The sequence below is a fragment of the Hymenobacter cheonanensis genome (assembly GCF_030581075.1).
Lineage (GTDB): Bacteria > Bacteroidota > Bacteroidia > Cytophagales > Hymenobacteraceae > Hymenobacter.
The window spans coordinates 166,833-190,072 of sequence record NZ_JAUQSW010000004.1; the positions used below are offsets into that span (position 1 = coordinate 166,833).

Consider the following 23,240-nt stretch of genomic DNA (forward strand, 5'->3'; position numbering starts at 1 on the left):
TAATTTTCTCCATTAACTCAGTTCTATGAAGCTACCCGTTTACGCTTTATTCAGCATAGCCATGCTAGTGGCCGGGCTAGCCGCCTGCTCTGCCGACCAGCCCAGCCAAACCATCCAGGCTCCTGCACCACTGGCTAAGACTACAGCGGCCGAGCCGGCACCGGCCGCAGTGGCACCTTCCAAACGGCCGGCGCAGTTGCCCACGCCCTACCACCCGACCCTGGCGGCCCGCCCGCCTGCACGCTGGGTGCGGCGCCCGGCTGCACCCGTGCAAAGCACCGCCTTGCGTGCAGCTACGGCCGATATCGACGTTGTGGCCGAGAATTCCTATCCGCCCCTACCACCGGAAGAACCGGCTGGCTTGGCTGCCGACAATGACCTGCCCGCCTTCTGCGCCCAGGCCGCGCCACAGGCGCAGGAATTTGTGGTGCGCCCGGGGCGCGATACGGTGCTGCTGGGCCGGCAAGGCACGCGGCTGGTGCTACCCGGCCGGGCCTTCGACGTGCCCGCCAACAGCGGCCCCATTACGCTGACTGTGCGGGAGTTTTACAGCACCGCCGACATTGTGCTGGCCGGGCTAGGCACCCGCGCGGGCCTCGACGTGCTCGAAACCGGCGGCATGCTGCACCTCTACGCCGCCGCCAACGGCCAAACCGTGCACCTGCGCCCCGGAATGCAGCTGCTCGTGCAGCTGCCCACCCGCCAGCCGCTGCCGGGCATGAACCTCTACGAAGGCGTGAGCGCCGACCCTGGCCACGCACCCGACTGGCAGCTGGCCGGCACCGGCACCCCGGCCCCCCGCCTCAACGCGGCCAACCCCACTGCCGACCGCGCCGAGCTAGGCAAGTGGGTGAAACTGCATCCTCCCAAAAGCCCGCGCTGGCCCTATTTCGAGAAGAGTAAGCAGCTGCTTAAGGAATATGCCCACCAGCTGCCCAATTCGAAAGCCGACCAGGCCCGTCTGCGCCGCAAGCGCACCGTGAGCAAGGAGGAGCAGCGCCTGCTGAAAGACCTGAGCCAGGAAAACCACACGCCCATCCGCCACGCTATTATGATTGATGTAGAAGTAGATAGCGCCGGCATGCTTCAAAAATCGGAATTGGTAATGGGCGACTCGGTGCTGGGCGCCAGGGTGCTGGCATTTGTGCGGCAGCTGCCTACGCAGCGGGCGGCCAGCTTTATCAGCGCCCTGCCGCATGGCAAGCGCACGGCTAGCCGTGCGCGGGGCGTGTTTTCGGTGCTGTATGCCCGCTCGGGCCGGCAGCTGGTAGGCTTCAACTGGCTGATAATGGACAAGCAGTTGCAGGAAGAGCTAGCCCGCGATATCCAGCGCCGCCGCGCCGTATTTGCCAAGCAGTTCAACAATGCCAGCACCCCGCTCGCCATCGACAGTGGGCTTTACTACGAACTGGCCGCCGGCGGCCTGGGTTGGATAAACTGTGACCGCCTGCTCGACCCCGGCCCGCGCATTCTCTACACCGTGGCCACGCCCGACCCCGCCACGGTCGTGTCGCTGGTGTTCAAGGGCCAGCGCAGCATCCTGGCCAGCTCGCGTACTGAGGGCAGCGCGGCAGTTTTTGAGCAAGTGCCAGATGGCCAGGCCGCCACGGTGGTAGCCCTGCGCCGCGAAAAGGGCATTACGTACCTAGCCACCAGCGGCGTAAGCCTCAGCGCCACGGTGCAGCCCGCGCTGAGCTTTCACCCCGTCACGCTGGAGCAGTTGCGTACGGAGCTAGCCCAGTTATAACACCATCAGGCCCTGCTTGGGGGCCGCCCGACCGGGTTTGGCGCTTCGTACCACACGCAGGCCGTGCCGTTTTCTACAAATTCATTGCCCGGTGCCAGCCCAATCTTCTCTAAAATGCGCCGCGAGCCGGCGTTCTGCACGTCGGCGTAGGCGCAGATGCGCGGCAGCTTCAGCACGTCGAAACCATAGGCTAGCCACGCCTGCGCGGCCTCGTAGCCGTAGCCCTGGCCCCAGTAGCGCGGCAGGAAACGGTAGCCCAGGTCGTAGAAATTGCGCTGGCCGTTTATTGGGCCAGCCACCAGCTTCAGCCCGGCCCAGCCCATAAAGGCGCCGGTGGCGCGCAGCAGCACTGCCCAGCGCCCAATGTCGTGGGCCGTATACTGCGCCCGGATGTATTCGATGGTAGCCAGGCTGTCGGGGGGGCTAGCCGCCTGCGGGCCGCCAATGCCGCCCAGGTAGCGGCGCACGGCCGGGTCGCTATCCAGCGCAAACATGCCGGGCGCATCGGCCGCTTCGAGCGGGCGCAGCAGCAGGTGTTCAGTAGTGAAAGGGAGCATAGGGTGAGGGAGGGCTAGCCCGTCTGGGGGCGCGGCAAAGTACACAAAAACGGCCTGCGCGGCCACTTGGGGCAGTGGTTTTGCGTATGGGCTGGCGTACCAACCTGCTCCTTATGGCCGACGCTTCTTTTCGCCGCCGCTTGTGGCTGCCGGCCGGGCTGGCCTGGGGCGTATTCGGCAGCATGGCGGCGCTGGTGGCGCGCTTCGGCCAGGCCCCCTTCGACGACCCGCTGCTGCTGGCGCTGCACCGCCACGCCACCCCGGCGCTCGATGGGCTAGCCATCTTTTTCACCATCGTGGGCAATACCGGGCCCATGCTAGCGGCCGGCGTGCTCACCACCGCCGCGCTGGCCCGGGCCGGCCGGCGGCGCGCCGCCTGGCTGTTTGCGGCCGGGGTGGGTGGCTCGATGCTGCTCACGCAGGCCATCAAATTCTTCGTGACGCGGCCCCGGCCGGCGCTGTGGGTCAGCATCCGGCCCGAGCACACGTTCAGCTTTCCCAGCGGCCACGCCATGGACACGGCCGCGCTGGCCACGGCGCTCTTTTTTGTGCTGCCGCGCCACCACCGCCTGTGGGCGCTGGCGCCGCTGTTTGCGCTGGCAGTGGGCGCGGCGCGCATGTACCTGGGCGTGCACTACCCCAGCGATGTGCTGGCCGGCTGGAGCAGCGCCGTGGGCTGGGTGCTGCTGGTGCAGCTGGCAGCCGGCCCGGCCGAGCCCGAGCTGGGCTAGCCCGGCCGGTTACAGCGTTACGCCGAACTTGGCCCCGGTTTTCTCTAAATCCTGCACCACAGCGTCGAGCAGCGGAATGCCCTCGATAAGCCGGTGCGCGGCCATCGCCCGCTCGGGGTCGCCGGGGATGAGGACGTGCTGGCCCGCCACGGCTTTGGCCTCGCGAAAAGTGGTTATCCACTTGTCCATATGCTGTTTAAACTCGTCGGCCGGCCGGAAGGCATCCACGCGCATGGCCCCGAAAAAGTGCCCTAGCCCCTGGCCCACCGGGTCGGCCGGCGGCTGCAAAAACGCCACGAACGGCGGCACCCACGGCCCGTAGTTGGCCCCGCTCAGCACGGCCGAAAAGATGTCGACCACCGCGCCCAGGCCGTAGCCTTTGTGCGAGCCGGTGGCGCCGCCTAGCGGCTGCAGCGCGCCGCCGTTCTTCACGGCGTTGGCGTCGGTGCTGGGGTGGCCCTCGGCGTCCTGGGCCCAGCCTTCGGGAATGGGTAGGTTCTTGCGCTGCGCGATTTCGAGCTTGCCGTTGGCGGCCGTGGTGGTAGCCATATCGAGCACAAAGTCGGGCTGCTCGCCGGCCGGCACGGCCACGGCTATCGGGTTGGTTCCCAGTAGTCTATCGAGCGAATACGTGGGCGCTACCAGCGGCGAGGCGTTGGTCATGGCAATGCCAATCATATCCTGCGCCAGCCCCAGCATAGCGTGGTAGCCGGCAATGCCGAAGTGATTGGAGTTCTTCACCGACACCCAACCGGTGCCCACCTGCACGGCCTTGCTCATGGCAATGCGCATGGCTTTGGGGCCCACCACCAGGCCCAGCCCGCCGTCGCCATCGACCACGGCCGTGCTCGGCGTTTCGTAGCTGATGCCTACCCGCGGCCGGGCATTGATGCGGCCCGCCTCCCAGAGGCGCACGTAGCCCGAAAGCCGTGCCACGCCGTGCGAATCGACGCCCCGCAAATCCGCCGAGAGCAGCGTTTCGGTGGCTAGGGTGGCGTCGGCCTCGGGGCAGCCGAGGGCCAGAAACACGCGCTCGGCAAAGGTGAACAGCTGCTGATAAGAGAAAGTAGACATAAGAAAAGTAGGCCGGCCCGCGCAAGCAAAAGCACTGGGTAAAAGGGCGCGTTGCGAGCCGCAAACCTACTGCCGCCGTGCCGAGGCCGTTGCTTTGGTTATTTGTTGTCAAATTTATGCCTTGATAACGAACGGGTTAACTTATTTCAACGTAAAATTTAGTTTAAAACTAAATTTTACGTTGAAAAGTCACGTACTTCGCTTTATCAATTGCTACCCCGCCTTATGCAACCGCCATTTCCCGAACTTACCCGCGCCGAAGAGCAGGTGATGCAGCTGCTCTGGCAGCGCGGCCCCAGCTACGTTAAAGACCTGCGCGAGGCGCTGCCCGCGCCGCTGCCCGCCCTCACTACGGTGAGCACCATCGTGCGCATTCTCGAGCAAAAGGGCTTTGTGGGCTACGAGCCGGTGGGGCGCGGCTACCGCTACCACGCCCTGGTGGCGCAGGATGATTACCGGCGCTTTTCCTTGCGCAAGCTGCTGCGCGGCTACTTCGGCGGCTCGTTTGGGCAGCTGGTTTCCTTTTTCGCTCAGGATGAAAACCTCGACGCCACCCAGCTCGATGCCCTGCTGCGCCAGGCCCCGCCTGATGAGCCAGCCGAACCCGACCCGTCTGCCGAAAATTAGCCCTGGTTTAAGCAAGCAGCGCCATGCCACGTCTTTTGCTACTGAGCTTATTGCTGGCCCTGGCCACGGCCTGCGCCAGCACCCGGCCCACCGGCCGCACCGACCGCCAGGGCGACCGCCAAGGGCGCTACCGCACCTACTACGACGACGCCCGCACGCAGCTTTTTATGCGGGGCCGCTACCGGCACGGGCAGCCGGTGGGGCGCTGGCGCTACTACGCGCAAGCCGGCGAGTTGCAGCACAAGGAGCACTACCGCCGGCACGGCCTCAGCGACATCACCTATTACTACCCTAGCGGCCGGGTGTCAAAACAGGGCCACGCGCGCCTGGCCGACGAGCCGGATGGCCTGCACTTCTACTGGTTCGGCGCCTGGAACTACTACTCGCCCGCCGGGGCGCTCGATAGCGTGCAGGTATATAAGCTGGGCAAGCGCATCAGCACCCGCCGCCTGGCTGCAAGCCAAATCTTGCTGGCTAACTAACTGGCCTACTACCATTTGCCACTACTTGCCGTTTGTGTTATGAATACTTCCTTTTTGACGGGCTGGCTGGCGGGTACGCTGCTGCCGCTCGGGGCCGTCTGGCTCTTGTTTCGGCTGGGGCTGCGCGGCGAGCGGTGCTTTGGCTACAACCGGGCCTTGCTGCTGCTGGCGCCGGTGGTGGCCGTGGTGCTGCCGCTGCTGCCCCGCCCTAGTCTGGCCGGCTGGCTAGCCCCTGCTGCCCCGCCGATGGTTATAGCGCAGGTGGTAGCGCTGCCCACGCCCCGTGTGGGGCTAGCGTCTGCGCCAAGCTGGCAGCCCGGTACATGGCTGATTAGCTTGTACCTACTCGGGGTGCTGATGGCGCTGAGCTGCCTGGCTTACCGCTATGTGCGGCTGCGGCGCGCCACTCGCCAGTTGCCCCGTGAGCGCCGGCCCGGCTACGTGCTGGCCTACACCGGCGGGCGGCTGCCCACCAGCTCGTTCGGCCGCACCATTTTTTGGGATGATACAGCCGACTTCACGCCCGCCGAGGCTACGTCGGTGCTGGCCCACGAGCTAGCGCACGTGCGCCAGGGGCACAGCTACGAGATGCTATGGCTCGAAGTGTGGCGGGCGCTGCTCTGGTTCAATCCCTTCGCTCACCTGCTGCTGCCCGCCCTGCGCCTTACCCACGAGCTGCTGGCCGACTGGGAGGCCATGCTGCTGGTGGCTAGCCCTGCCGATGCGCTGGCCCCGGCGCCACCCTACCCGTCGCTGCTGGCCCGGCTGGCCGTGCGCCGCATGGTAGGTCCGAGCTACTCTTCACTGGTTCAATCGTTTGCCTTTTCCTTCACCCTAACCCGAATTGCCATGTTGCAGAATCAGATTCCCGTGCGCCGCTGGAAGCAGTGGCTAGCCTTGCCGATAGTGGGCGGGGTTTTTTTGGCCACGGCTTGCCAGTCGGCCACCGACCAGCCGGCGCCGAGTACCGCCAAACAAGCGGCTGCCCGCGCAACCGAAGAAATAGCTCCCCCTCCGCCCCCGACGCTTACCACGGTGCCGGTATCAGCAGTAGATGCCGCTGGCCGCATCTACACCTACGTCGAGCAGATGCCCCAACTGCCCGGCAATCCTGGGGTAACGCCCATCGTCCAGCAGATTCAAGCTAATTTGGTATACCCGACCGGCGCACAGCAGGAAGGTAGGGTCTTTGTCAGCTTTACCGTGCAGGCCGATGGCCACGTGAGTGATACCAAAGTGGTGAAGGGCCTCGCCCCGGCCTACGATGAGGCGGTGGTAGCGGCCATTGAGAAGCTGCCGCGCTTTGTGCCGGGTAAGCAGTCGGGCAAGGCAGTGGCCGTGAGTTTTACGGTGCCGGTGCTATTCAAGAGCCAGCCATAAATAATTGAAGAACAGTAAAAAGCCTGGCTTTTTGCGCAAAGAATCCCGCGCCATCGAATACCACTAGGGTTTTACGGTGCTAATTTGCGGCCAGGCAGGCAGCTACTGCTGTTGTTGCTGCTGTTGCTGCTGTTGCTGCTCCCAGTCGAGGTATTTACGGTAAGAGTTGACGGCAGGGGCGGGGCTAGGGGCTTGCTGCACGTAGGTAGGCTTATCAGATGGCTCGTTGCCGGCAATGGGACGGCCGTTTTCGATGTGTACCGTCACTTCCAGGGTGTGGGCGCCGGTGCCTTTGTAGGTGCCCTTCACGGGGGTGCAGTCGGCAAAGTGGCGGCCGAGGGCCATGCGCACGTGCCCGTCGTTCACGATGCAGTTATTGGTGGGGTCGAGGCCTAGCCAGCCGTAGAAGGGGATGTAGGCCTCGACCCAGGCGTGGGTGGCGCCGGCCCCGCGCACGCCCTCCTCGCGGGGGCACACGTAGCCGCTCACGTAGCGGGCGGGCAGGCCATTGAGGCGCAGCAGGTGCAGCAGCAGGTGGGCAAAATCCTGGCACACGCCCGCCCGCAGCCGCCAAATATCTTCAATGGGCGTTTCAATACTCGTCACGCCCTGCTGATACTGGAAGTTATCGTGCACGTACTCCGATAGTTCGAGCGCCTGCTTCAGCGGCTTGGCCCCGAACGTGACGATGCCCCCTAGCGCCGCCCGCAGCTCGGCTTCGACGTCGGCGGGCGGCACTTTCAGAAAGTCCATGAAGGCCACGTCGGCGCGCAGGCCGGCCAGGTGGGCCCACTGGGCCTCAGCGGTTTCGGCATCCATCGGAAACTGGATGGCGTGGGTTTCGACCTCGGCCAGCGAGTCGATGACCAACTCCGAATGCGGCTGAATAAGCGAAAACACGCCCACCTGGTTGCCAAAGTAATCGGTGAACAAGGCCACTTCGGGCTGCCCGGTAATGTTGACGGTGTGGTTTTTCACGGTCAGGCGCGCATCGGGCAGCGGGTATATCATCAGCTGGTTGGCACAGTCGATAACGGGCGCGGCGTAGGCGTAGCGCGTGCGGTGCTGAATTTTATAAGTAGCCATACCTGCTCACTATCAGTTGAAATAAGACGTGCTGAGCGCCGCCGTAATATCGAGCAGCTCGCCCTTCACCTGCCCCAAAAACGACCCTAGCGCGCCGCCCTGCTGGGCCTGCAAGGTGCTGTAGGCCACTGTAGTGCGCGCCTTGCCGATAAGAAAGCGCAGCTGCTCGTAGCTCTCGGGCCGGCTCTTATCCTTAAGGCGCTCGCAGTAGCGCAGCAGCTGGCCCAGGCTATAGAGCAGCGAGTGCGGGAAGTCGGGATTATACAAAATCAGCTCCAGCACGCTGCTCGCGTCGAGTTGGCCCTGGTAGGTTTTTACGTACAATTCATACCCTAACAGGCTGTAGAGCAGGTAGCGCAGCTCGTGGTTGCCGGCCTCGGGCTCGCGCTCAAACAGGTGCTGATTGAGGCGCAGCAGCTCCACGGTTTGCAGGGCGCGCTCCAAAAATTTGCCCAGCTTGAGGAAGATATAGCCTTCATCGCGCGGCATGGTGTTTTGCACCGTGCCTACGTACAATACGCTTTGCCTCAGTAAATTATCTAGGCCCGACACGGGGTCTTCGCCCAGCGTTTGGTGGGCTAGCGCATCGTGCCGGATAAGGTGGTAGTAGTCGTTCAGCGTCTGCCACAGTTCCTTGGTAATGTGGTCTTGCACAGCGCGCGCATTCTCGCGGCCCTGCACAATGTTGCGGTAGGCCGAGGCCGCGTTGTCGCGGTCGAACAGCAGGTGGTAGAGTACCTGCGGCGTGTGCGGCGCGCGCCTGGCCAGCTCCTTTTCACTGAGGTCGCCGTAAGTCAGCAGCAGCGGCTGCCAGCCCCAGTAGTGCGGCTCATCCTGCGAGGCAATATACTGAATACGAATAGTTTGCAGCATGACCTGGGTGCGCTCCATGTAGCGGCCCAGCCAGTAGATAGTATCGGCAACGCGAGAAAGCATAGGTAGGGGCTAATGAGTCGATTAGGCGCCTAGCACCCAGGTATCTTTGCTGCCGCCGCCCTGCGACGAGTTTACAATCAGCGAGCCTTCGCGCAGGGCCACCCGCGTGAGGCCGCCCGGCACAATATCAATGCCGCCAGGCCCGCACAGCGCAAACGGCCGCAGGTCGATGCGCCGCGGCTGGAGCTTGCCTTCGATGTAGCACGGCGTAGAAGAGAGGCTGATGATGGGCTGGGCGATGAAGCTGCGCGGGTCGGCCAGAATGGCGGTGCGGAAATCGTCCATTTCCTGCTCGGTGGCCGCGCTGCCAATGAGCATGCCGTAGCCGCCGCTTTCGTTGGTGCGCTTGATAACCATCTTATCCATGTCCTTGAAAACCAACTCGCGGTGCTCCGGATGCTCCAGTTGGTAAGTGGGCACGTTTTTCAGAATTGGCTCCTCGTTGAGGTAGTAGCGTATCATGTCGGGCACGTAGCAGTACACGGCCTTGTCGTCGGCCACGCCGTTGCCCATCGCGTTCACTATCGCCACGTTGCCCTTGCGGTAGGCCCAGTACAGGCCCGGCACGCCGAGCGCACTATCGGGCCGAAAGGCCAGCGGGTCGAGAAACTCGTCGTCGACGCGCCGGTAAATGACGTCTACTTTTTCCAGGCCGCGCGTGGTTTTCATGTACACAAAGTGGTTGTGCACAAGGAGGTCGCGGCCCTCTACCAGTTGAATGCCCATGAGGCGGGCTAGGGTGCTGTGCTCAAAATAAGCCGAGTTGTAGATGCCCGGTGAGAGCAGCACCACCGTGGGGTCGCTCGTTTGGCGGTCGGCCAGGGCCAGCAGGTTGCGGTACAATAAATCGGGGTAGTCCTTGACGGGCAGCACGTTGCTCTTGGGTAGCAAGTCGGGGAAAATGCGGTACGTAATGCTCCGATTTTCCAGCATATACGACACGCCGGAGGGCGTGCGCAGGTTGTCTTCGAGCACGTAAAACTCGCCGTCGTGGTCCCGAATAAGGTCCACGCCCGCTACGTGGGTATACACGTCGTGCGGCACGTTCACATTCACCATCTCGCGCAAAAACTGCGGGCACGAGTACACCAGCGCCGCCGGCACCACGCCATCCTTGATGATAAACTGCTGATGGTAAATGTCTTTGAGAAAGATATTGAGCGCCTTCAGCCGCTGCTTAATGCCCGCCTCTATGCGCAGCCACTCGCTGTTGGAGATAATGCGCGGAATAATATCGAACGGAAATATCTTTTCAATACCCTCGCCGCTGCTGTACACGGTGAAGGTAATGCCTTGGCTCATAAAGAGTTTCTTGGCCAGCTCGTCCTTGCGGGTCATCTCGGCCCCCGCCAGGCCCGCAATGGCTGCCACAAAGTGCTGATACTCGGCCCGCACACCTTCGGTCCGAAACATCTCGTCCCACACCTGGGGCTGATTCTGGTAAGAAGCTAGTAATGGGTTAGACATTAGGGGCAGCAGTTTGGTAAAAGGCCATCAGCCAGCAAAACATGCACGTATGCGGCTAGCTAGGGGCTAAATAAACGGCTAAAAAATTCAAAAGGCTACTGTCTCGGGTGAATGCCCCTTCCGTTATAGGGTGCTTTAGGTAAAATACCGATTTCGTAAGAAAATAAGGGCTAAGCCCAACCACTGCCTTTGGCTCCCCGTTGAGCAAGGCAATTTTTAGCGCTATTTCCGTGAAGCTTTTTACCTGCACCCACTGCGGCCAAGTGCTGTATTTTGAAAACAGCCGTTGCGAAAAATGCCAGTATTTGTTAGGGTTCGAGGCTACCCGGCGGCAGCTGCTGCCGCTGGAGGCGCCGCCCGATGGCCATACCTTCCGCCTGTATGGTGAGCCCGATGGCCCCACGTACGCCTACTGCGCCAACCACGAGCACGGTGTGTGTAACTGGCTGGTACCCAGCGAGAGCACCACGCCGTTTTGCCCGGCCTGCGCCCTCAACCGCACCATTCCCGACTTGGCGCACCCCGGCTACCTGGCCCGCTGGCGCGACCTGGAAACGGCCAAGCACCGGCTCATTTATAGTTTGCTGTGCCTGCACTTGCCCGTGGTGAGTAAAAGCGTGTACCCCAAAGAAGGTCTGCAATTCGACTTCAAGGCCGATGAAAGCCCCGGGCAGCGCGTGCTTACGGGCCACGACAACGGCCTCATTACCATCAATATCGCCGAAGCCGATGCCATCGAGCGCGAGCAAGCCAAGCAGTCTATGAACGAGGTGTACCGCACGCTGCTGGGGCACTTCCGGCACGAGGTAGGTCACTACTATTGGGACCGCCTTATTGCCGACTCGCCCAACCTGGATGGCTTCCGGCAACTGTTTGGCGATGAGCAGCTAGACTACGGTGAGGCACTCAAAAAGCACTACGCCCGGGGCGCCCCGCCCGACTGGCCGCAGCACTACATCAGCGCCTACGCCAGCAGCCACCCCTGGGAAGACTGGGCCGAAACCTGGGCCCACTACCTGCACATTCTCGACACGCTGCAAACCGCTTATGCCTTCGGCCTGCGCCTCGACCCGCTCGACGCGGCCCCTGGCCAGGGCCTGCGCGCTGCTATGCAAGACCCCTATCAAGTGGCTGACTTCGGGCAGATTATGGCCATGTGGCTGCCCCTGACCTTCGCCATGAACAGCCTCAACCGCAGCATGGGCCAGCCCGACCCGTACCCGTTCATCATCAGCCCGGCGGTGGCCGATAAGCTGGCCTTTATTCATAAGGTGGCCGGTGGCCGCGGGGGGCTAGCTCCGGCCCAGCAACTCGGACAGTAAGCCTTCCTTGAGGGCGAAGGCGGAGGTGGTAATCTGGGTTAACTCGTAGGTAGTCAGTACGTACTTTACAATAACGCTGGCTACTACCAGCATATCGGCCCGCATCGGAAACATGCCGGGCAGGGCCACGCGCCCATCGTGGTCGAGGGTGAGGAGCTGGGCGAACTGCTGCTCGAAGTCGGCCAGTGGCAGTGCGGTGCTGGGCGGCAGGTCGGCCTCGCGGCGCACCTGGCCCACGCTGAGGTCGGCCAGGGTGTCGAAGCTGCCCGAGCTGCCTACCAGGCTGGCCAGCGGGCCGTGCGCGGCCACGGCGGCAGTGAGGGGGGCTAGCTTATCGGCCAGGTATTCGAGCTCGGCCGCCACCTGCTCGCGCGGAAACACGCCGCTAGGGTCAGGGAAAAACTTGTCGAGCAGGCGCTGAGCGCCAATTTCAAAGCTGTGCTTCCAGAAAATGCTGTCCTCATTAGCGATGATAAACTCGACCGAGCCGCCGCCGATGTCCATCAATAAATGCTTGGCCTGCCCCAGCGGAATGGCCTGCCGGATGCCTTTGGCAATAAGCTCGGCCTCGCGGCTGCCGGCAATCACTTCGACCTGAATGCCGGTGCTGTCCAGGATATCGCGCACGAGGTCGGGGCCGTTGCGCGATACGCGCATGGCGCTGGTGGCCGTGGCGCGCACCTCCGTAACCTGGTGCAGCTCAATCTCTTCCTTGAAGCCGCGCACCGTTTGCAGGGCGCGGGCGTAGGGCAGGGGCGCAATTTCACCCTTGCTGATGCCGCCTTCGCCCAGGCGCACGCCCACTTTGGTGCGCACCAGCACGTGCGGCGGCTGGCCGGGCCGGTCTTCCACAATCAGCAGGTGGAAGGTATTGGTACCCATGTCGATAAGGGCTAGCCGGCGGTGATGAACGGGGGCGTGCATAAAAAATAAATCAAATCAGAGTTGCTTGTGCATCTGCACAATAGGAAGGGTTTGCCCATCGGGCAGCACCGGCGAAAGCCGCGCACCGGCCGCGTAGCCCAGCGCGGCATACAGCGGTTCGCCGGGCAAGGTAGCCGCTAATTCCAGGCGTTGAAAGCCGGCCTGGCGCGCCGCGGCCTCGCACACCGCCAGGATGGCCCGGCCCACGCCCTGCCGGGCCCAGCTCGGGTGCACAAAAAATGCCCGGATGCGCGCCGCATCCTGGGCGGGGTCGAGGAGCGGGTCGGCGGCGACCTTGTGCTGGTCGCCGCCGTAGAGTGTGTGGCGCCGGCTCCAGCCGCCGCAGCCCGCCAGGTGGCCGTCGATTTCGGCTACGTAATAGGTGCCATCAATTATTAGCTGCGTATCCACGCCAAAAACGTAGCGCAGGGCACTGTCAATTTGGGCCGGAGCGTAATACGCCACGCTCAGCTGCCGCACCGACTGCTCGATGAGCGCATTTAGCTCGGCCACTTCACCGAGGCGGGCGGGGCGCGTGTGCACCGGCATGGCTAAAGGGCGCTAGGTGGCAAAGCGGCAGAAGGTGCCCAGCGGCAGCTTGCGCTGGCCGGCGTCGTGCAGGTATATCTCACCCAGCTCGCGCACGGCCTTTTTGCCCGGGAAAATAGCCTGGGTCAGGTTGTCCAGTATCAGCCCCGAAAAGCCTAGCGAATACAGGTTCACCACAAAAAAATGGTCTTCCGGGTCGAGCAGCTGCTGGCTGAGCTTGAGCAGCTCGTTCAGTTCATCTTCGAGCTGCCACTTCTCGCCGTTGGGGCCGCGGCCGTAGGCGGGCGGGTCCAGGATGAGGCCCTGGTACTTGCTGCCGCGCTTCACCTCGCGGCGCACGTATTTCATGGCGTCTTCCACGAGCCAGCGCACGCCGTCGAGCTGGCTGGCCTCCATGTTGTCGCGGGCCCAGAAGTTGACCTGCTTCACCGAGTCGAGGTGCGTAACGTCGGCGCCGGCGGCGCGGGCCGCTAGGGTGGCCGCGCCGGTATAGGCGAATAAATTCAGCACGCGCGGCAGCTGGGCGCGGCGCGCTTTCGTCTGGTTATAAATGAATTGCCAGTTGGGGTCCTGCTCCGGAAACAGGCCCACGTGCTTGAACGAGGAGAGCCCTAGCCGAAACTTCAGCCGGAGGCCGCCGGGCCGCTCGTAAGCGATAACCCATTGCTCGGGCATCCCTTTCTTGAGGCTCCACTGGCCTTTTTCGGTGCTGCCGGGGGCGCGGGCAAAGGTGGCATCGGCCTGCTGCCACTCGCTGGCGGGCAGGTGCGCATCCCAGATGGCCTGCGGCTCGGGGCGGGCCAGCACGTACTTGCCAAAGCGCTCGAGCTTCTGAAAATTGCCGCTGTCGAGCAGCTCGTAGTCGGGCCAGGGAGAGGTGGTGAGAAAATCGTACACGAGCCAGGAAACGGAATGAGCGGGCGCGGGGCCCATGCTAGAATCGGCAAAGGTCGGGCGAGCGGCGGAAAGATGCAGATTCTTTCAGTCTTTTTAAACCAGCTTGGGTGGATTGCGTAAACACAGCCAGACCTGCGGCTTATTTAATAAGCCTTTGATTACCAAATAATTAATCTAAAATTCATTTTTATGCCTGCCACCCAAGAAAAGCTCGCCAAGCCTACGTTGTTGCACACGCCTTCAGACCTCGACGAGCAAGGCCGCGCCAAACTCAGCGACAGCCTGAACCTGCTGGTTTCGGACTTGTTCGCGCTTTACCTCAAGACCAAAAATTACCACTGGCACATGAGCGGTCGCCATTTCCGCGACTACCACTTGCTGCTGGATGAGCAGGCTGACCAGATTTTCGGTATCACCGATGAAGTAGCTGAGCGTGTGCGTAAGCTGGGCTACCCCACCATTCATTCGATTGGTGAAATAGGCCGCAAGCAGCGCGTAAAAGACAACGATGACGTGTTTGAGAACCCGCTCGATATGCTCATCGACCTGCAAAACGAGAACCGCACCCTCGTGCACAACATGCGCGAGACGCACGAAATTGCCGATGATATCAAGGACGTAGCTACTGCTAGCCTGCTCGAAGTGTATATCGACCAGGCCGAGCGCCGCGCTTGGTTCCTGTTCGAGGCTAGCCGCGATATCAACTAAGCAGCTGCTAAGTAGGGTTATAAGAAAAGAGGGCTGCCCGGTACGTACCGGGCAGCCCTCCTTTTTTTGCTATTGCGCGGCAGCCAACTGGCTTTAGGGCTGGCCGCCACCGCCGGCCGAGCCGTACACCTGCCCGGTGGCATAGCTGGCGTCGCTGGCGGCCAGCTGCACGTAAATGGAGGCCAGTTCGGCGGGTTGGCCGGGGCGGCCCATCGGCGTTTTGCCGCCAAACTCCTTGAGGTTTTCCTGGGTCGAGCCGCCCGCTACCTGCAAAGGCGTCCAGATGGGGCCGGGCGCCACGCCGTTTACCCGGATGCCCTTGGGCGCGAGCTGCTTGGCCAGCGACTTCACGTAGTTCATGGTCGCGGCCTTGGTCTGGGCGTAGTCGTACAGGTTGGGGCTAGGGTCGTAGGCCTGCTCGGAGGTGGTGCCGATGATGGCCGAGCCGGGCGGCAGGTGCGGCAGGGCAGCCTTGATAATCCAGAAGGGCGCGTAGATGTTGGTTTTCATCGTGGCGTCGAAGTCCTCAGTGGTGAGGTCCAGGATAGACTGGCGCTGCTGCTGCCGGCCCGCGTTGTTCACCACAATGTCGAGCCCGCCGAGCTGGCGCACGGCTTCGGTCACCAGCTTTTGGCAGAAAGCTTCCTCGCGCAAATCACCGGGAATGGCAATGCCCTTGCGGCCTTCTTTACGAATCAGGGCAATAACTTCTTTGGCATCAGCCTCTTCGGCTGGCAGGTAGTTGATGGCCACATCGGCGCCCTCGCGGGCGTAGGCAATGGCTGCCGCGCGGCCCATGCCCGAGTCGCCGCCCGTGATAAGTGCTTTGCGGCCCGCCAGGCGGCCCGAGCCCTTGTAGCTGGTTTCGCCGTGGTCGGGGCGGGGCGTCATTTGGCTGGCTAGCCCCGGAAACGGCTGCGACTGCCCCTGAAAGGGCGGCTTGGGATATTTGGTGGTGGGGTCGACGAGCGCCGCCGGGGCGGCATTGGTACTTGTGGGTGCGCCCTCGGCGGGCAAGATAGGCGCTACGGCCGCCGCGGCCAGGCTAGCCCCCAGGCCGCCCAATATCTGGCGCCGGCTCATGTTATTTTCCTTATCCATGGGTAAGAATGATGCTTGAAAATTGCTTGGTAAACACCCCGTAGAATACGCTGGCTACCCCCGGCGGTTGCTACGGTGGCGCTTATACTAAGACGCTATCCGGGAAATAAGCAGAAGGGCCTTGCTGAGCCCGGGGAGGCTACTCGCAGCTGGCGCCAACGAGCTGGCACGGGCGGCCTGCCAGCTTTTTGAAAGCACAAAGGGTGCCCTCCGCAGAAGGGCACCCTTTGTAAAAGGTAAGCCAGTGAGGCGGGCTAGCGCTTGGCAGTTTGCAGTTGCAGCACGCCGGCTTGCAAGCCGGCCGCCGTGGCTTTTACCTGCACGGGGCCAGCGGTTTCGCTAGCCTGCACAATGGCCACCAGCTGCCCCTGGAAGGCGTGCATCTGGGGCTCCTGGAAGGGCTCCAGGTTGGTAGCATCGCCGTTGCCGACGGCCCGAAACTTGCCCGCGCCGCTCACCGTGAAGTGCAACTGCTGGGTAGCGCCGGGGCAGAGGTTGCCCTGCGCGTCTTCGACCCGGGCGATGAGGTAGGCGAGGTCCTCGCCATCGGCGGCAAGCCTGGTATGGTCGGCCAAGAGGCGGATGTGGTGGGGCGCGCCGGCCGTGCGAACTTCTTCGGTGCCAAGGATGTTGCCCTGCGCATCGTAGGCCACTACCTTAATGCTGCCGGGCTGGTACACCACGTCTTTCCACTCGAGGCGGTAGCGGGTTTGCGGGTCGGTGGCGCCGGGACCGGCTTTGGTTTGGCGGCCCTGGCTTTTGCCATTTACAAAAAGCTCGGCCGAGGCGCCGTTGGTGTAGCAGAACACGGGCGTAACCTGGCCTTCGCGGCCGGGCCAGGTCCAGTGGGGCAGCAGGTGCACGGTGGGCTGGCTAGGGTTCCAGCGGGCGCGGTAGAGGTAGTAGCGGTCCTTGGGCTGGCTGGCCAGGTCCAGAATGCCGAAGTACGAGCTGTGCGAGGGCCATTTTTCGTCGTAGGGCGTGGGCTCGCCGAGGTAGTCGAAGCCGGTCCACACAAACTCGCCGGCCACGGCCGGCCCGTCGTCCTGGGCCGCAAACTCGATGTCCGGAATCTGCGACCAGTTGCAGGCTTCGAGGTCATAAGACGACGATTGATTGTCGTCGTACTTCTTGTCCTTGCCCAGCACGGCCGGAAACTTGTACACCCCGCGCGAACTCACGGTGCTGGCCGTTTCGGTGCCTAGCAAAAACCCCTGCGGCAGCTTGGCCAGGGCCTCGGCATAGCGGTGGGGCTTGTAGTTGAAGCCCGGTATATCGAGCACGGCGGCAAAGCCATACTTGAAATCGTCGTCGAAGCGGTCCATACCGGCCGTTACGGGGCGGGTGGGGTCTTCGCGGTGCACAATGTCTTGCAGGCGCCTGGCAATGGCCGGGCCTTCGGGCGTGCTCTGGTCGGGCACCTCGTTGCCAATGCTCCACATAATGGCGCTGGGGTGGTTGCGGTCGCGGTGCACCATGTTCACGAGGTCTTTCTCCACCCACTGGTCGAAATACTGGCTGTAGCCATTCTTCACCTTGGGCGCCTTCCACTCGTCAAACGACTCTACCATCACCATAAAGCCCAGCTCGTCGCAGAGCGTCATCAGCTCGGGCGCAGGCATGTTGTGCGACGTCCGGATGGCATCGCAGCCCATGTCCTTGAGCAGCACAAGCTGGTGGCGCAACGCGGCCGTATTGATGGCCGTGCCCAGCGGCCCGAGGTCGTGGTGGTTGCACACGCCCCTAAACTTGCGCGGTTGGCCATTGAGCGAGAAGCCTTTGCCCTTTTCAAAGGTAAAAGAGCGAATGCCAAACGGCGTCTTGTACGTGTCCTGCACCGCCGTGCCCGCCAGCAGCTTCGACTCGGCGGTGTAGAGCGTGGGCGTTTCGGGCGACCACAGCTTGGGCGACTTCACCACAAAATTCTGCTCTGTTTCCCGGCCCGCTACTACGGCCGTGGTGGCGGTGGCTACCACCTGGCCGGCGGCGTTGCGCAGGTCGGTTTGCAGCTTCAGGCCGGTGGTGCCGGCGGGCGCCGCTACCTGCGTTTTGAGCTTCACCGTGGCCGCGCTGGCCGTGATGCTAGGCGTGGTAACGTAGGTGCCCCATACCGGCACGTGCGCGCCTTTGGTGGTGATAAGGTGCACGTTGCGGTACAGGCCCGCGCCCGGGTACCAGCGCGAGGCTTCGGCGAAATTCTCCAGGCGCACGGCCAGGGTATTGGGGCCGCTAGCCCGCAGGTAGGGTGTGATATCGACCGAAAACGAGTTGTAGCCATACGGCCAGAACATCACTTCCTTGCCGTTGATATACACGCGGGCGTTGCTCATGGCGCCGTCAAACAGCAGCACGGCCTGGCCGCCCTTGCCCAGCGCGGGCACGGCTAGCTGGCGCCGGTACCAGCCCACCCCAATGAAGGGCAGCCCGCCCGTGCGGCCGGCTTTGAGGGTGGCTTGCTGCTCGTTATTCTGCTCAATCTTAACGGCTTGCAAGTCATTCTTGCCGTCAAATGGCCCGCTGATGGCCCAGTCGTGCGGAATGCGCACAGTCTGCCACTGCGCGTCATTCAGCTCGGGCTTGGCGCCATCGGGCTGGTCGCCTTTGGTAAATTTCCAGTTGGTAGTGAGCAGCGTTTCCTGGCGGCTTTGGGCGGCGGCGGGCAGGCTGGCGGCCAGCAGCAGCGCCGCCGCGAAGGATTTAGGAAGAGACATAGGGCAGGCAAGTAGGGCCGCAAAAAAGCAGCCAGCGGGGCCGGCAAGTTACGGCCAGGGTCCCCAAACGCTGGTTGGCGAGGGCTAGCGCCTGTTCGGCTAGGGCCTGTGCCGGTTGGGCTAGCCCCCTGGCCGAAGCTGGGCAGCAAAGCCCTAGCTTTACATGATGCGTAGCTTTTTGCGAAGAAAATCGGCGGGCTGGCCGCGGCTGCTTATGGCGCTAGCCGGGCTAGGGGCCACGGCGTGCGCCAGCCCCAGCACGCCCGTTGCCTCTCCCGAAGAATACCTGCACTGCCGCGAGGTGTACCGGCCCGTGCGCGGCCAACTCTACGACCGCCAAGGTACCTTGTTGGTAGCTAATGAGGTAATATACACGCTTAGCCTGCCGCGCCTGCCGCAGCTCGATACCGTGGCCTTCAACCAGCTAATGGGCTGGCCCGAGGGCGCCTTGCAGGCGCGGGTGTTTGCGGCCCGGCTGCCGGCCGGCCCGCCGCCCCACCGCCCGGCCCCGGTGGCCGACTCGCTGGGCGTGGTGGCCCCCGACACGGCCAAGCCTAAGCCAGCGCCGCCCCGCGTGCAGCGCTGGCCCATCGAGCTGACCCTCACCAGGCCCGAGGCCGACAGCCTGCGCCGCCACGCCAGCCAGTGGCCTGGCCTGGCGGTGCGCCAGCGCCGCGCGCGCACCTACCGCACCACCGTGGCCGCGCCGGTGCTCGGCTACCAGCCGGCGGCGGCTCCGGAGTTCTTATACCTGGCCCAAAGGCTGGAGCGGGGCCGCTTCTACCGCCTGCGCAACAGCGGCATCGAGGGCTACTATAACAGCCTGCTGGCCGGCCACCGGGGCGCCTACCACCCCCTCACCGATGGCCACGGCCGCGTGCACGGCACCTGGGCGGCCGACACGGTATTTCGGCAGGGCCAGGACTTGCACCTGACCATCGACCTGGGCCTGCAAGCCTACGCCGAGCGCCTGCTGGGCGAGCGGCGCGGCTACATTGTGGCCCTCGACCCCACTACCGGCGAAATTCTGGCCTGCGTGTCGGCGCCCACCTACGACCCCGCCGCCCTCACCAGCCCCGGCCGCAACCCCGAGCGCCGCGCCCTGCTGCGCAACCCCGACCAGCCGCTGCTGAACCGCCCCGCCGTGCTGGCCCAGCCGCCGGGCTCGGTATTCAAGCTCGTGAATGCGGCCGTGGCCTTGCAGCTAGGGGCCATCACGGCCAACACGCCCTTTCCGTGCGACCAGTCGCTCATCAACTGCGTGCACCCGCACCCGGCGGCCCGCAACCTTACGATGGCCCTGAAATACAGCTGCAACCCGTATTTCTACCAGGTATTGCGGGCCGTGGTAGAGCCCCGGCCCGACTCGGCGGCCACGGCGGCCGATACCGTGGCGGCTCGCCACGCCCACCTGGCCGCCTGGCGGCGCTGCGTGCGCTCGTTTGGGCTCGACACCTTGCTAGGGGTCGATGTGGCCCGCGAGCAGCCCGGCTTTCTGCCCACGCCCGCCTACTACGACAAAGCCCGCCGCACCCGCAACTGGACCTTCAAGTCTATCTACTCGCTTAGCATCGGGCAGGGCGAAATCAACCTCACGGGCCTGCAAACGGCTAATGTGCTGGCCGCCATTGCTAACCGGGGCTGGTTTATCACGCCGCATTTTGTGCGCAGCATCGGCCGCTCGGGGCAGCCGCTGGCGCGCTTCACCGAGCGCCACCGCCCCCTGGTAGATAGCACCAACCTGGCCGCGCTGGTGCCCGGCATGGTGGCCGCTATGCAGCGCGGCGGCACCGCCGAGCTGGCTAGCCTCGCCGATGTAGGCATCACCATCGCTGGCAAAACGGGCACCGTGCAAAACGATGAGGGCGACGACCACGCCACCTTCGCTGGCTTCGCCCCGGCTACTAAACCCAAAATCGTGGTGGCCGTGTACCTCGAAAATGCGGGCTTCGGCGGGTTGTCTGCCGCGCCCTGCGCCGCGCTCCTCATGGAGAAGTATCTGAAGGGCAAAATCGCGCCCAAGCGCAAAAAATGGGAGTACTGGTTGCGCTGCGGCGACCTGGCCAGCCAGGGGCACTAAGGCCACGCGTTGCCGAAAAGCCGCAGAAAATTCTGCCGGCGCGAGCGTAGCGACAATTCTCTCAGTACGACCTTTGTAAAAAGGCCTTAGCCAGGCAGGTTTGGCTGGCAGCGAAGCGCGGGCACCTAGCCGCGCCTGCCGCGCCAGAGCTACCGTTATAGTAATTGACCCAAAAATGACCTTCCATAAATACCAGGGCACCGGCAACGACTTCGTTATCCTCGACGACCGCGCTCAGCAGTTCGATGAAACTGACCACGCCCGCATCGCGCACCTGTGCCACCGCCGCTTCGGCATCGGGGCCGATGGCCTGATGCTGCTGCGCAACCGCGCCGGCTACGACTTCGAGATGGTGTACTTCAACGCCGATGGCCACCCTAGCACCATGTGCGGCAACGGTGGCCGCTGCCTCGTGGCCTTTGCCAAACACCTGGGTATCATCACCGATAAGGCCTATTTTCTGGCTGTGGATGGCCCCCACGAGGCCCGCGTGGAAGCCGATGGCACCGTGCGCCTCAAGATGATAGACGTGGCCGCCGCCCAGCCCGCCGGGGTGGGGGAGGAGGACGTTTTTCTGCACACCGGCTCGCCGCACCACATCCACTTTCTCGACCTTGAGGAACATCATTCGCTGGCCGAGTTCGATGTGTACGGCCACGGCCACGACATTCGCTTCGACCAGGCCTACGACCCGGCCGGCGTCAACGTCAACTTCGTGGAGGTGCCCGCCGACCCTAGCCACCCCTGGCCCGTGCGCACCTACGAGCGGGGCGTCGAAAACGAAACGCTGAGCTGCGGCACCGGCGTCACGGCTGTGGCCCTGGCAGCCTCGGCTAGGGGCGCTGTTTCGCCGGTGCAGCTGCAAGCAGCGGGTGGCCTGCTCGAAGTAGCCTTCGACCACCGCCCCGACGGCGGCTTCGAAAACGTGTGGCTGAGCGGCCCCGCCGTGCGCGTTTTTGGCGGCGAAATCTAGGCCGTATGGTGACGCTGCGTGCCCTCGAACCCGACGATTTAGAATTTTTATTTCAGCTCGAAAACGACCCCGCGCTGTGGGCCGTGTCCGATGTACTGCCGGCCCCCATTTCGCGCCACGCCCTGCGCGAATACCTGCGCCACGCCGCCGCCAGCCTGGCCGAAGCGGGCCAGATGCGCCTGATTATCACTTCTGAAGAAAAACTGCCCGTGGGCACGCTCGACTTGTTCGACTACTCGGTGCTGCACCAGCGGGCGGGCGTGGGCATTACGGTGCTGGCGGCGGCGCGGCGCCGCGGCTACGCCCAGGCCGCGCTCGCGGCCCTGCTGCCCTACGCCCGGCAGGGCCTGCAGCTGCACCAGCTATACTGCACCGTAGCAGCCGATAATGGCCCTAGCCTCAGCCTGTTCAAAAAAGCGGGTTTTCGACGTGTGGGCGTGCGCCAGGACTGGCTGCGTAAAAACACCGCCACCGGCTGGGTAAATGCGGTTGAGCTACAGCTTATACTGAGCGAGGAAGGCTAGCTGGTCCGAAAAACTAGCATTTTAAGCGCCGCCATATCCTTTTTGAGGGTTCTGCGTAGAAAAGGCTAGGTTACCGTCCGCCGGATGTTTTTGCCCGGCTGTTGCGGTTCTTAAAGCTCTTTCCTGTCTTTTTTCATGCCGCTTTCTACTCCGGCGGAGGCACCTGTGCGTGCCGCCACCACCGCCCCGGCTGCGGGCCAAGCCGACGCTACTTCTCTTACGTATTCGCTACCCGATTTGGTGTGTTTTGCCCACCTGCATTGGGATTTTGTTTGGCAGCGCCCACAGCATCTGCTGTCCCGCTTTGCGCAGCACGGCCGGGTATTTTACATCGAGGATGCCTTCTACCACGCCGATGACCTCATCGAGCCGCATATGGAAGTGAAGGAGCGGCAGAATGGGGTGAAAGTACTGGTGGTGCACCTGCCCCAGCGCTTGCGCGGCAACGAGCAGGCTAGCGACGAAGCTCAGGTGAAGGTGCTGAAGCAGTTTTTTGCGGATAACGAGGTTAATACCTACGTTTTCTGGATTTACACTCCTATGGCCATGAGCCGGGCGCGCCAGTTTGCCCCCGTCCTCACCGTGTACGACTGCATGGATGAGCTAGCCCAGTTTAAGTTTGCCCCGCCCGAGCTGCGCCAGCGCGAGCAGGAGTTGTTTCAGCAGGCCGACCTCGTGTTCACCGGCGGCCAGCGCCTCTACGAAGCCAAGCGCGAGCAGCACCACGATGCCCACGCCTTCCCGAGCAGCATCGACAAGGCCCACTTTGGCCAGGCCCGCGACCCCCAGCTGGCCGAGCCCGCCGACCAGGCCGGCATTGCGCACCCGCGCGTTGGCTTCTTCGGCGTGGTTGATGAGCGCCTGGATATTGAGCTGCTGGGCCACCTGGCCACGAACCATCCGGAGTGGCAATTTGTCATAATCGGACCGGTGGTCAAGATTGACCCCGCTTCGCTGCCCCACAACAAAAATATTCATTACCTCGGCGGTAAGAATTACCAGGAACTACCCGCATATTTGCGGGGCTGGGACGTAGCCACGCTGCTTTTTGCGCGCAACGAAAGCACCGAATTTATCTCGCCTACCAAAACGCCGGAGTATTTGGCCGCCGGCCGGCCGGTAGTAAGCACCAGCATCCGCGATGTGGTTCGCCCCTACGGCGACCTCAACCTGGTTCAGATTGCCGACGACCCGAAGGAATTTGGGCAGGCCATTGCCCGCGCGCTGGAGCAGGGCAAGGATGCCGATTGGCGCACCCGCACCGACGACTACCTGGCTACCATTAGCTGGGACCTGACCTGGCAGAATATGGTGAACCTGATGCAGGAGCGCTTGGCTGCCAAGGCCTAGCCTACCCGCGCTGG

21 protein-coding genes are annotated in these 23,240 nt (G+C 63.3%); 11 read left to right on the top strand and 10 right to left on the bottom strand.

Annotated features, from left to right (window positions below; all coding sequences use genetic code 11):
* The first annotated feature begins 25 nt into the window (after positions 1–25).
* On the top strand, positions 26–1,747 hold the full coding sequence (locus Q5H89_RS09530) for a hypothetical protein (protein ID WP_305019073.1): 1,722 nt from the start codon (positions 26–28) through the stop codon (positions 1,745–1,747).
* A 5-nt stretch (positions 1,748–1,752) separates the two neighbouring features.
* On the opposite strand, the gene Q5H89_RS09535 is transcribed toward Q5H89_RS09530, so the two are convergent.
* Complete coding sequence (locus Q5H89_RS09535) at positions 1,753–2,304, bottom strand: GNAT family N-acetyltransferase (RefSeq protein WP_305019074.1); 552 nt, start codon at positions 2,302–2,304, stop codon at positions 1,753–1,755.
* A gap of 113 nt (positions 2,305–2,417) precedes the next feature.
* Here Q5H89_RS09535 and Q5H89_RS09540 point away from each other — a divergent pair, with 113 nt between their 5' ends.
* Positions 2,418–3,035, top strand: coding sequence for a phosphatase PAP2 family protein (locus tag Q5H89_RS09540; protein ID WP_305019075.1), 618 nt, complete (start codon positions 2,418–2,420; stop codon positions 3,033–3,035).
* A 9-nt stretch (positions 3,036–3,044) separates the two neighbouring features.
* Here the strand turns inward: Q5H89_RS09540 and Q5H89_RS09545 are convergent, their stop codons facing one another.
* A complete protein-coding gene (locus tag Q5H89_RS09545; RefSeq protein ID WP_305019076.1) occupies positions 3,045–4,109 on the bottom strand; it encodes an Ldh family oxidoreductase in 1,065 nt (354 codons plus the stop codon).
* Positions 4,110–4,334: 225 nt separating this feature from the next.
* Between Q5H89_RS09545 and Q5H89_RS09550 the strand changes: the two genes are divergently transcribed.
* Genes Q5H89_RS09550 through Q5H89_RS09560 form a run of 3 tightly spaced genes read left to right on the top strand, consistent with a single transcriptional unit; the run spans position 4,335 to position 6,598 of the window.
* Positions 4,335–4,736, top strand: a complete 402-nt coding sequence (locus Q5H89_RS09550; protein WP_305019077.1) for a BlaI/MecI/CopY family transcriptional regulator — start codon at positions 4,335–4,337, stop codon at positions 4,734–4,736.
* Positions 4,737–4,759: 23 nt separating this feature from the next.
* Complete coding sequence (locus Q5H89_RS09555) at positions 4,760–5,218, top strand: toxin-antitoxin system YwqK family antitoxin (protein ID WP_305019078.1); 459 nt, start codon at positions 4,760–4,762, stop codon at positions 5,216–5,218.
* Between the two features lie 39 nt (positions 5,219–5,257).
* Positions 5,258–6,598, top strand: coding sequence for a M56 family metallopeptidase (locus tag Q5H89_RS09560; RefSeq protein ID WP_305019079.1), 1,341 nt, complete (start codon positions 5,258–5,260; stop codon positions 6,596–6,598).
* A 102-nt stretch (positions 6,599–6,700) separates the two neighbouring features.
* Here Q5H89_RS09560 and Q5H89_RS09565 read toward each other — a convergent pair whose 3' ends face one another.
* Genes Q5H89_RS09565 through Q5H89_RS09575 form a run of 3 tightly spaced genes read right to left on the bottom strand, consistent with a single transcriptional unit; the run spans position 6,701 to position 10,087 of the window.
* Positions 6,701–7,684 carry a transglutaminase family protein gene (locus Q5H89_RS09565; RefSeq protein WP_305019080.1) on the bottom strand — a complete coding sequence of 328 codons (984 nt, stop codon included), beginning with the start codon at positions 7,682–7,684 and terminating at the stop codon, positions 6,701–6,703.
* Positions 7,685–7,696: 12 nt separating this feature from the next.
* Entirely contained in the window at positions 7,697–8,620 is a 924-nt protein-coding gene (locus Q5H89_RS09570; protein ID WP_305019081.1) for an alpha-E domain-containing protein, read from the bottom strand.
* A gap of 21 nt (positions 8,621–8,641) precedes the next feature.
* Positions 8,642–10,087, bottom strand: coding sequence for a circularly permuted type 2 ATP-grasp protein (locus tag Q5H89_RS09575; RefSeq protein ID WP_305019082.1), 1,446 nt, complete (start codon positions 10,085–10,087; stop codon positions 8,642–8,644).
* A gap of 230 nt (positions 10,088–10,317) precedes the next feature.
* Here Q5H89_RS09575 and Q5H89_RS09580 point away from each other — a divergent pair, with 230 nt between their 5' ends.
* Entirely contained in the window at positions 10,318–11,409 is a 1,092-nt protein-coding gene (locus Q5H89_RS09580) for a zinc-binding metallopeptidase family protein (RefSeq protein WP_305019083.1), read from the top strand.
* Here Q5H89_RS09580 and Q5H89_RS09585 read toward each other — a convergent pair.
* The 3 genes from Q5H89_RS09585 to Q5H89_RS09595 are packed head-to-tail and all read right to left on the bottom strand — an operon-like array spanning position 11,380 to position 13,779.
* The gene (locus tag Q5H89_RS09585) at positions 11,380–12,333 is read right to left on the bottom strand and encodes a Ppx/GppA phosphatase family protein (RefSeq protein ID WP_305019084.1); all 954 of its coding nucleotides are present in this window, start codon (positions 12,331–12,333) and stop codon (positions 11,380–11,382) included. The two genes, Q5H89_RS09580 and Q5H89_RS09585, sit on opposite strands and share 30 nt — an antisense overlap.
* A gap of 15 nt (positions 12,334–12,348) precedes the next feature.
* Complete coding sequence (locus Q5H89_RS09590) at positions 12,349–12,882, bottom strand: GNAT family N-acetyltransferase (protein ID WP_305019085.1); 534 nt, start codon at positions 12,880–12,882, stop codon at positions 12,349–12,351.
* 12 nt (positions 12,883–12,894) lie between these two features.
* Positions 12,895–13,779 (bottom strand): class I SAM-dependent methyltransferase, encoded by an 885-nt coding sequence (locus Q5H89_RS09595; protein WP_305019086.1) that lies wholly within the window; start codon positions 13,777–13,779, stop codon positions 12,895–12,897.
* 189 nt (positions 13,780–13,968) lie between these two features.
* Between Q5H89_RS09595 and Q5H89_RS09600 the strand changes: the two genes are divergently transcribed.
* Entirely contained in the window at positions 13,969–14,487 is a 519-nt protein-coding gene (locus tag Q5H89_RS09600; protein WP_305019087.1) for a Dps family protein, read from the top strand.
* A 93-nt stretch (positions 14,488–14,580) separates the two neighbouring features.
* Here Q5H89_RS09600 and Q5H89_RS09605 read toward each other — a convergent pair whose 3' ends face one another.
* Entirely contained in the window at positions 14,581–15,588 is a 1,008-nt protein-coding gene (locus Q5H89_RS09605) for an SDR family oxidoreductase (protein WP_305019088.1), read from the bottom strand.
* 254 nt (positions 15,589–15,842) lie between these two features.
* Positions 15,843–18,299 (bottom strand): beta-galactosidase GalB, encoded by a 2,457-nt coding sequence (gene galB, locus Q5H89_RS09610; protein ID WP_305019089.1) that lies wholly within the window; start codon positions 18,297–18,299, stop codon positions 15,843–15,845.
* A 166-nt stretch (positions 18,300–18,465) separates the two neighbouring features.
* Between galB and Q5H89_RS09615 the strand changes: the two genes are divergently transcribed.
* From Q5H89_RS09615 to Q5H89_RS09630, 4 genes are all read left to right on the top strand, one after another.
* Positions 18,466–20,379: a peptidoglycan D,D-transpeptidase FtsI family protein gene (locus Q5H89_RS09615; RefSeq protein ID WP_305019090.1), complete on the top strand. Its 1,914-nt coding sequence runs from the start codon at positions 18,466–18,468 to the stop codon at positions 20,377–20,379.
* A gap of 175 nt (positions 20,380–20,554) precedes the next feature.
* The gene (dapF, locus tag Q5H89_RS09620; protein ID WP_305019091.1) at positions 20,555–21,352 is read left to right on the top strand and encodes a diaminopimelate epimerase; all 798 of its coding nucleotides are present in this window, start codon (positions 20,555–20,557) and stop codon (positions 21,350–21,352) included.
* A 5-nt stretch (positions 21,353–21,357) separates the two neighbouring features.
* On the top strand, positions 21,358–21,876 hold the full coding sequence (locus Q5H89_RS09625; protein ID WP_305019092.1) for a GNAT family N-acetyltransferase: 519 nt from the start codon (positions 21,358–21,360) through the stop codon (positions 21,874–21,876).
* Between the two features lie 135 nt (positions 21,877–22,011).
* Entirely contained in the window at positions 22,012–23,226 is a 1,215-nt protein-coding gene (locus Q5H89_RS09630; RefSeq protein ID WP_305019093.1) for a glycosyltransferase family 1 protein, read from the top strand.
* Positions 23,227–23,240 lie beyond the last annotated feature (14 nt).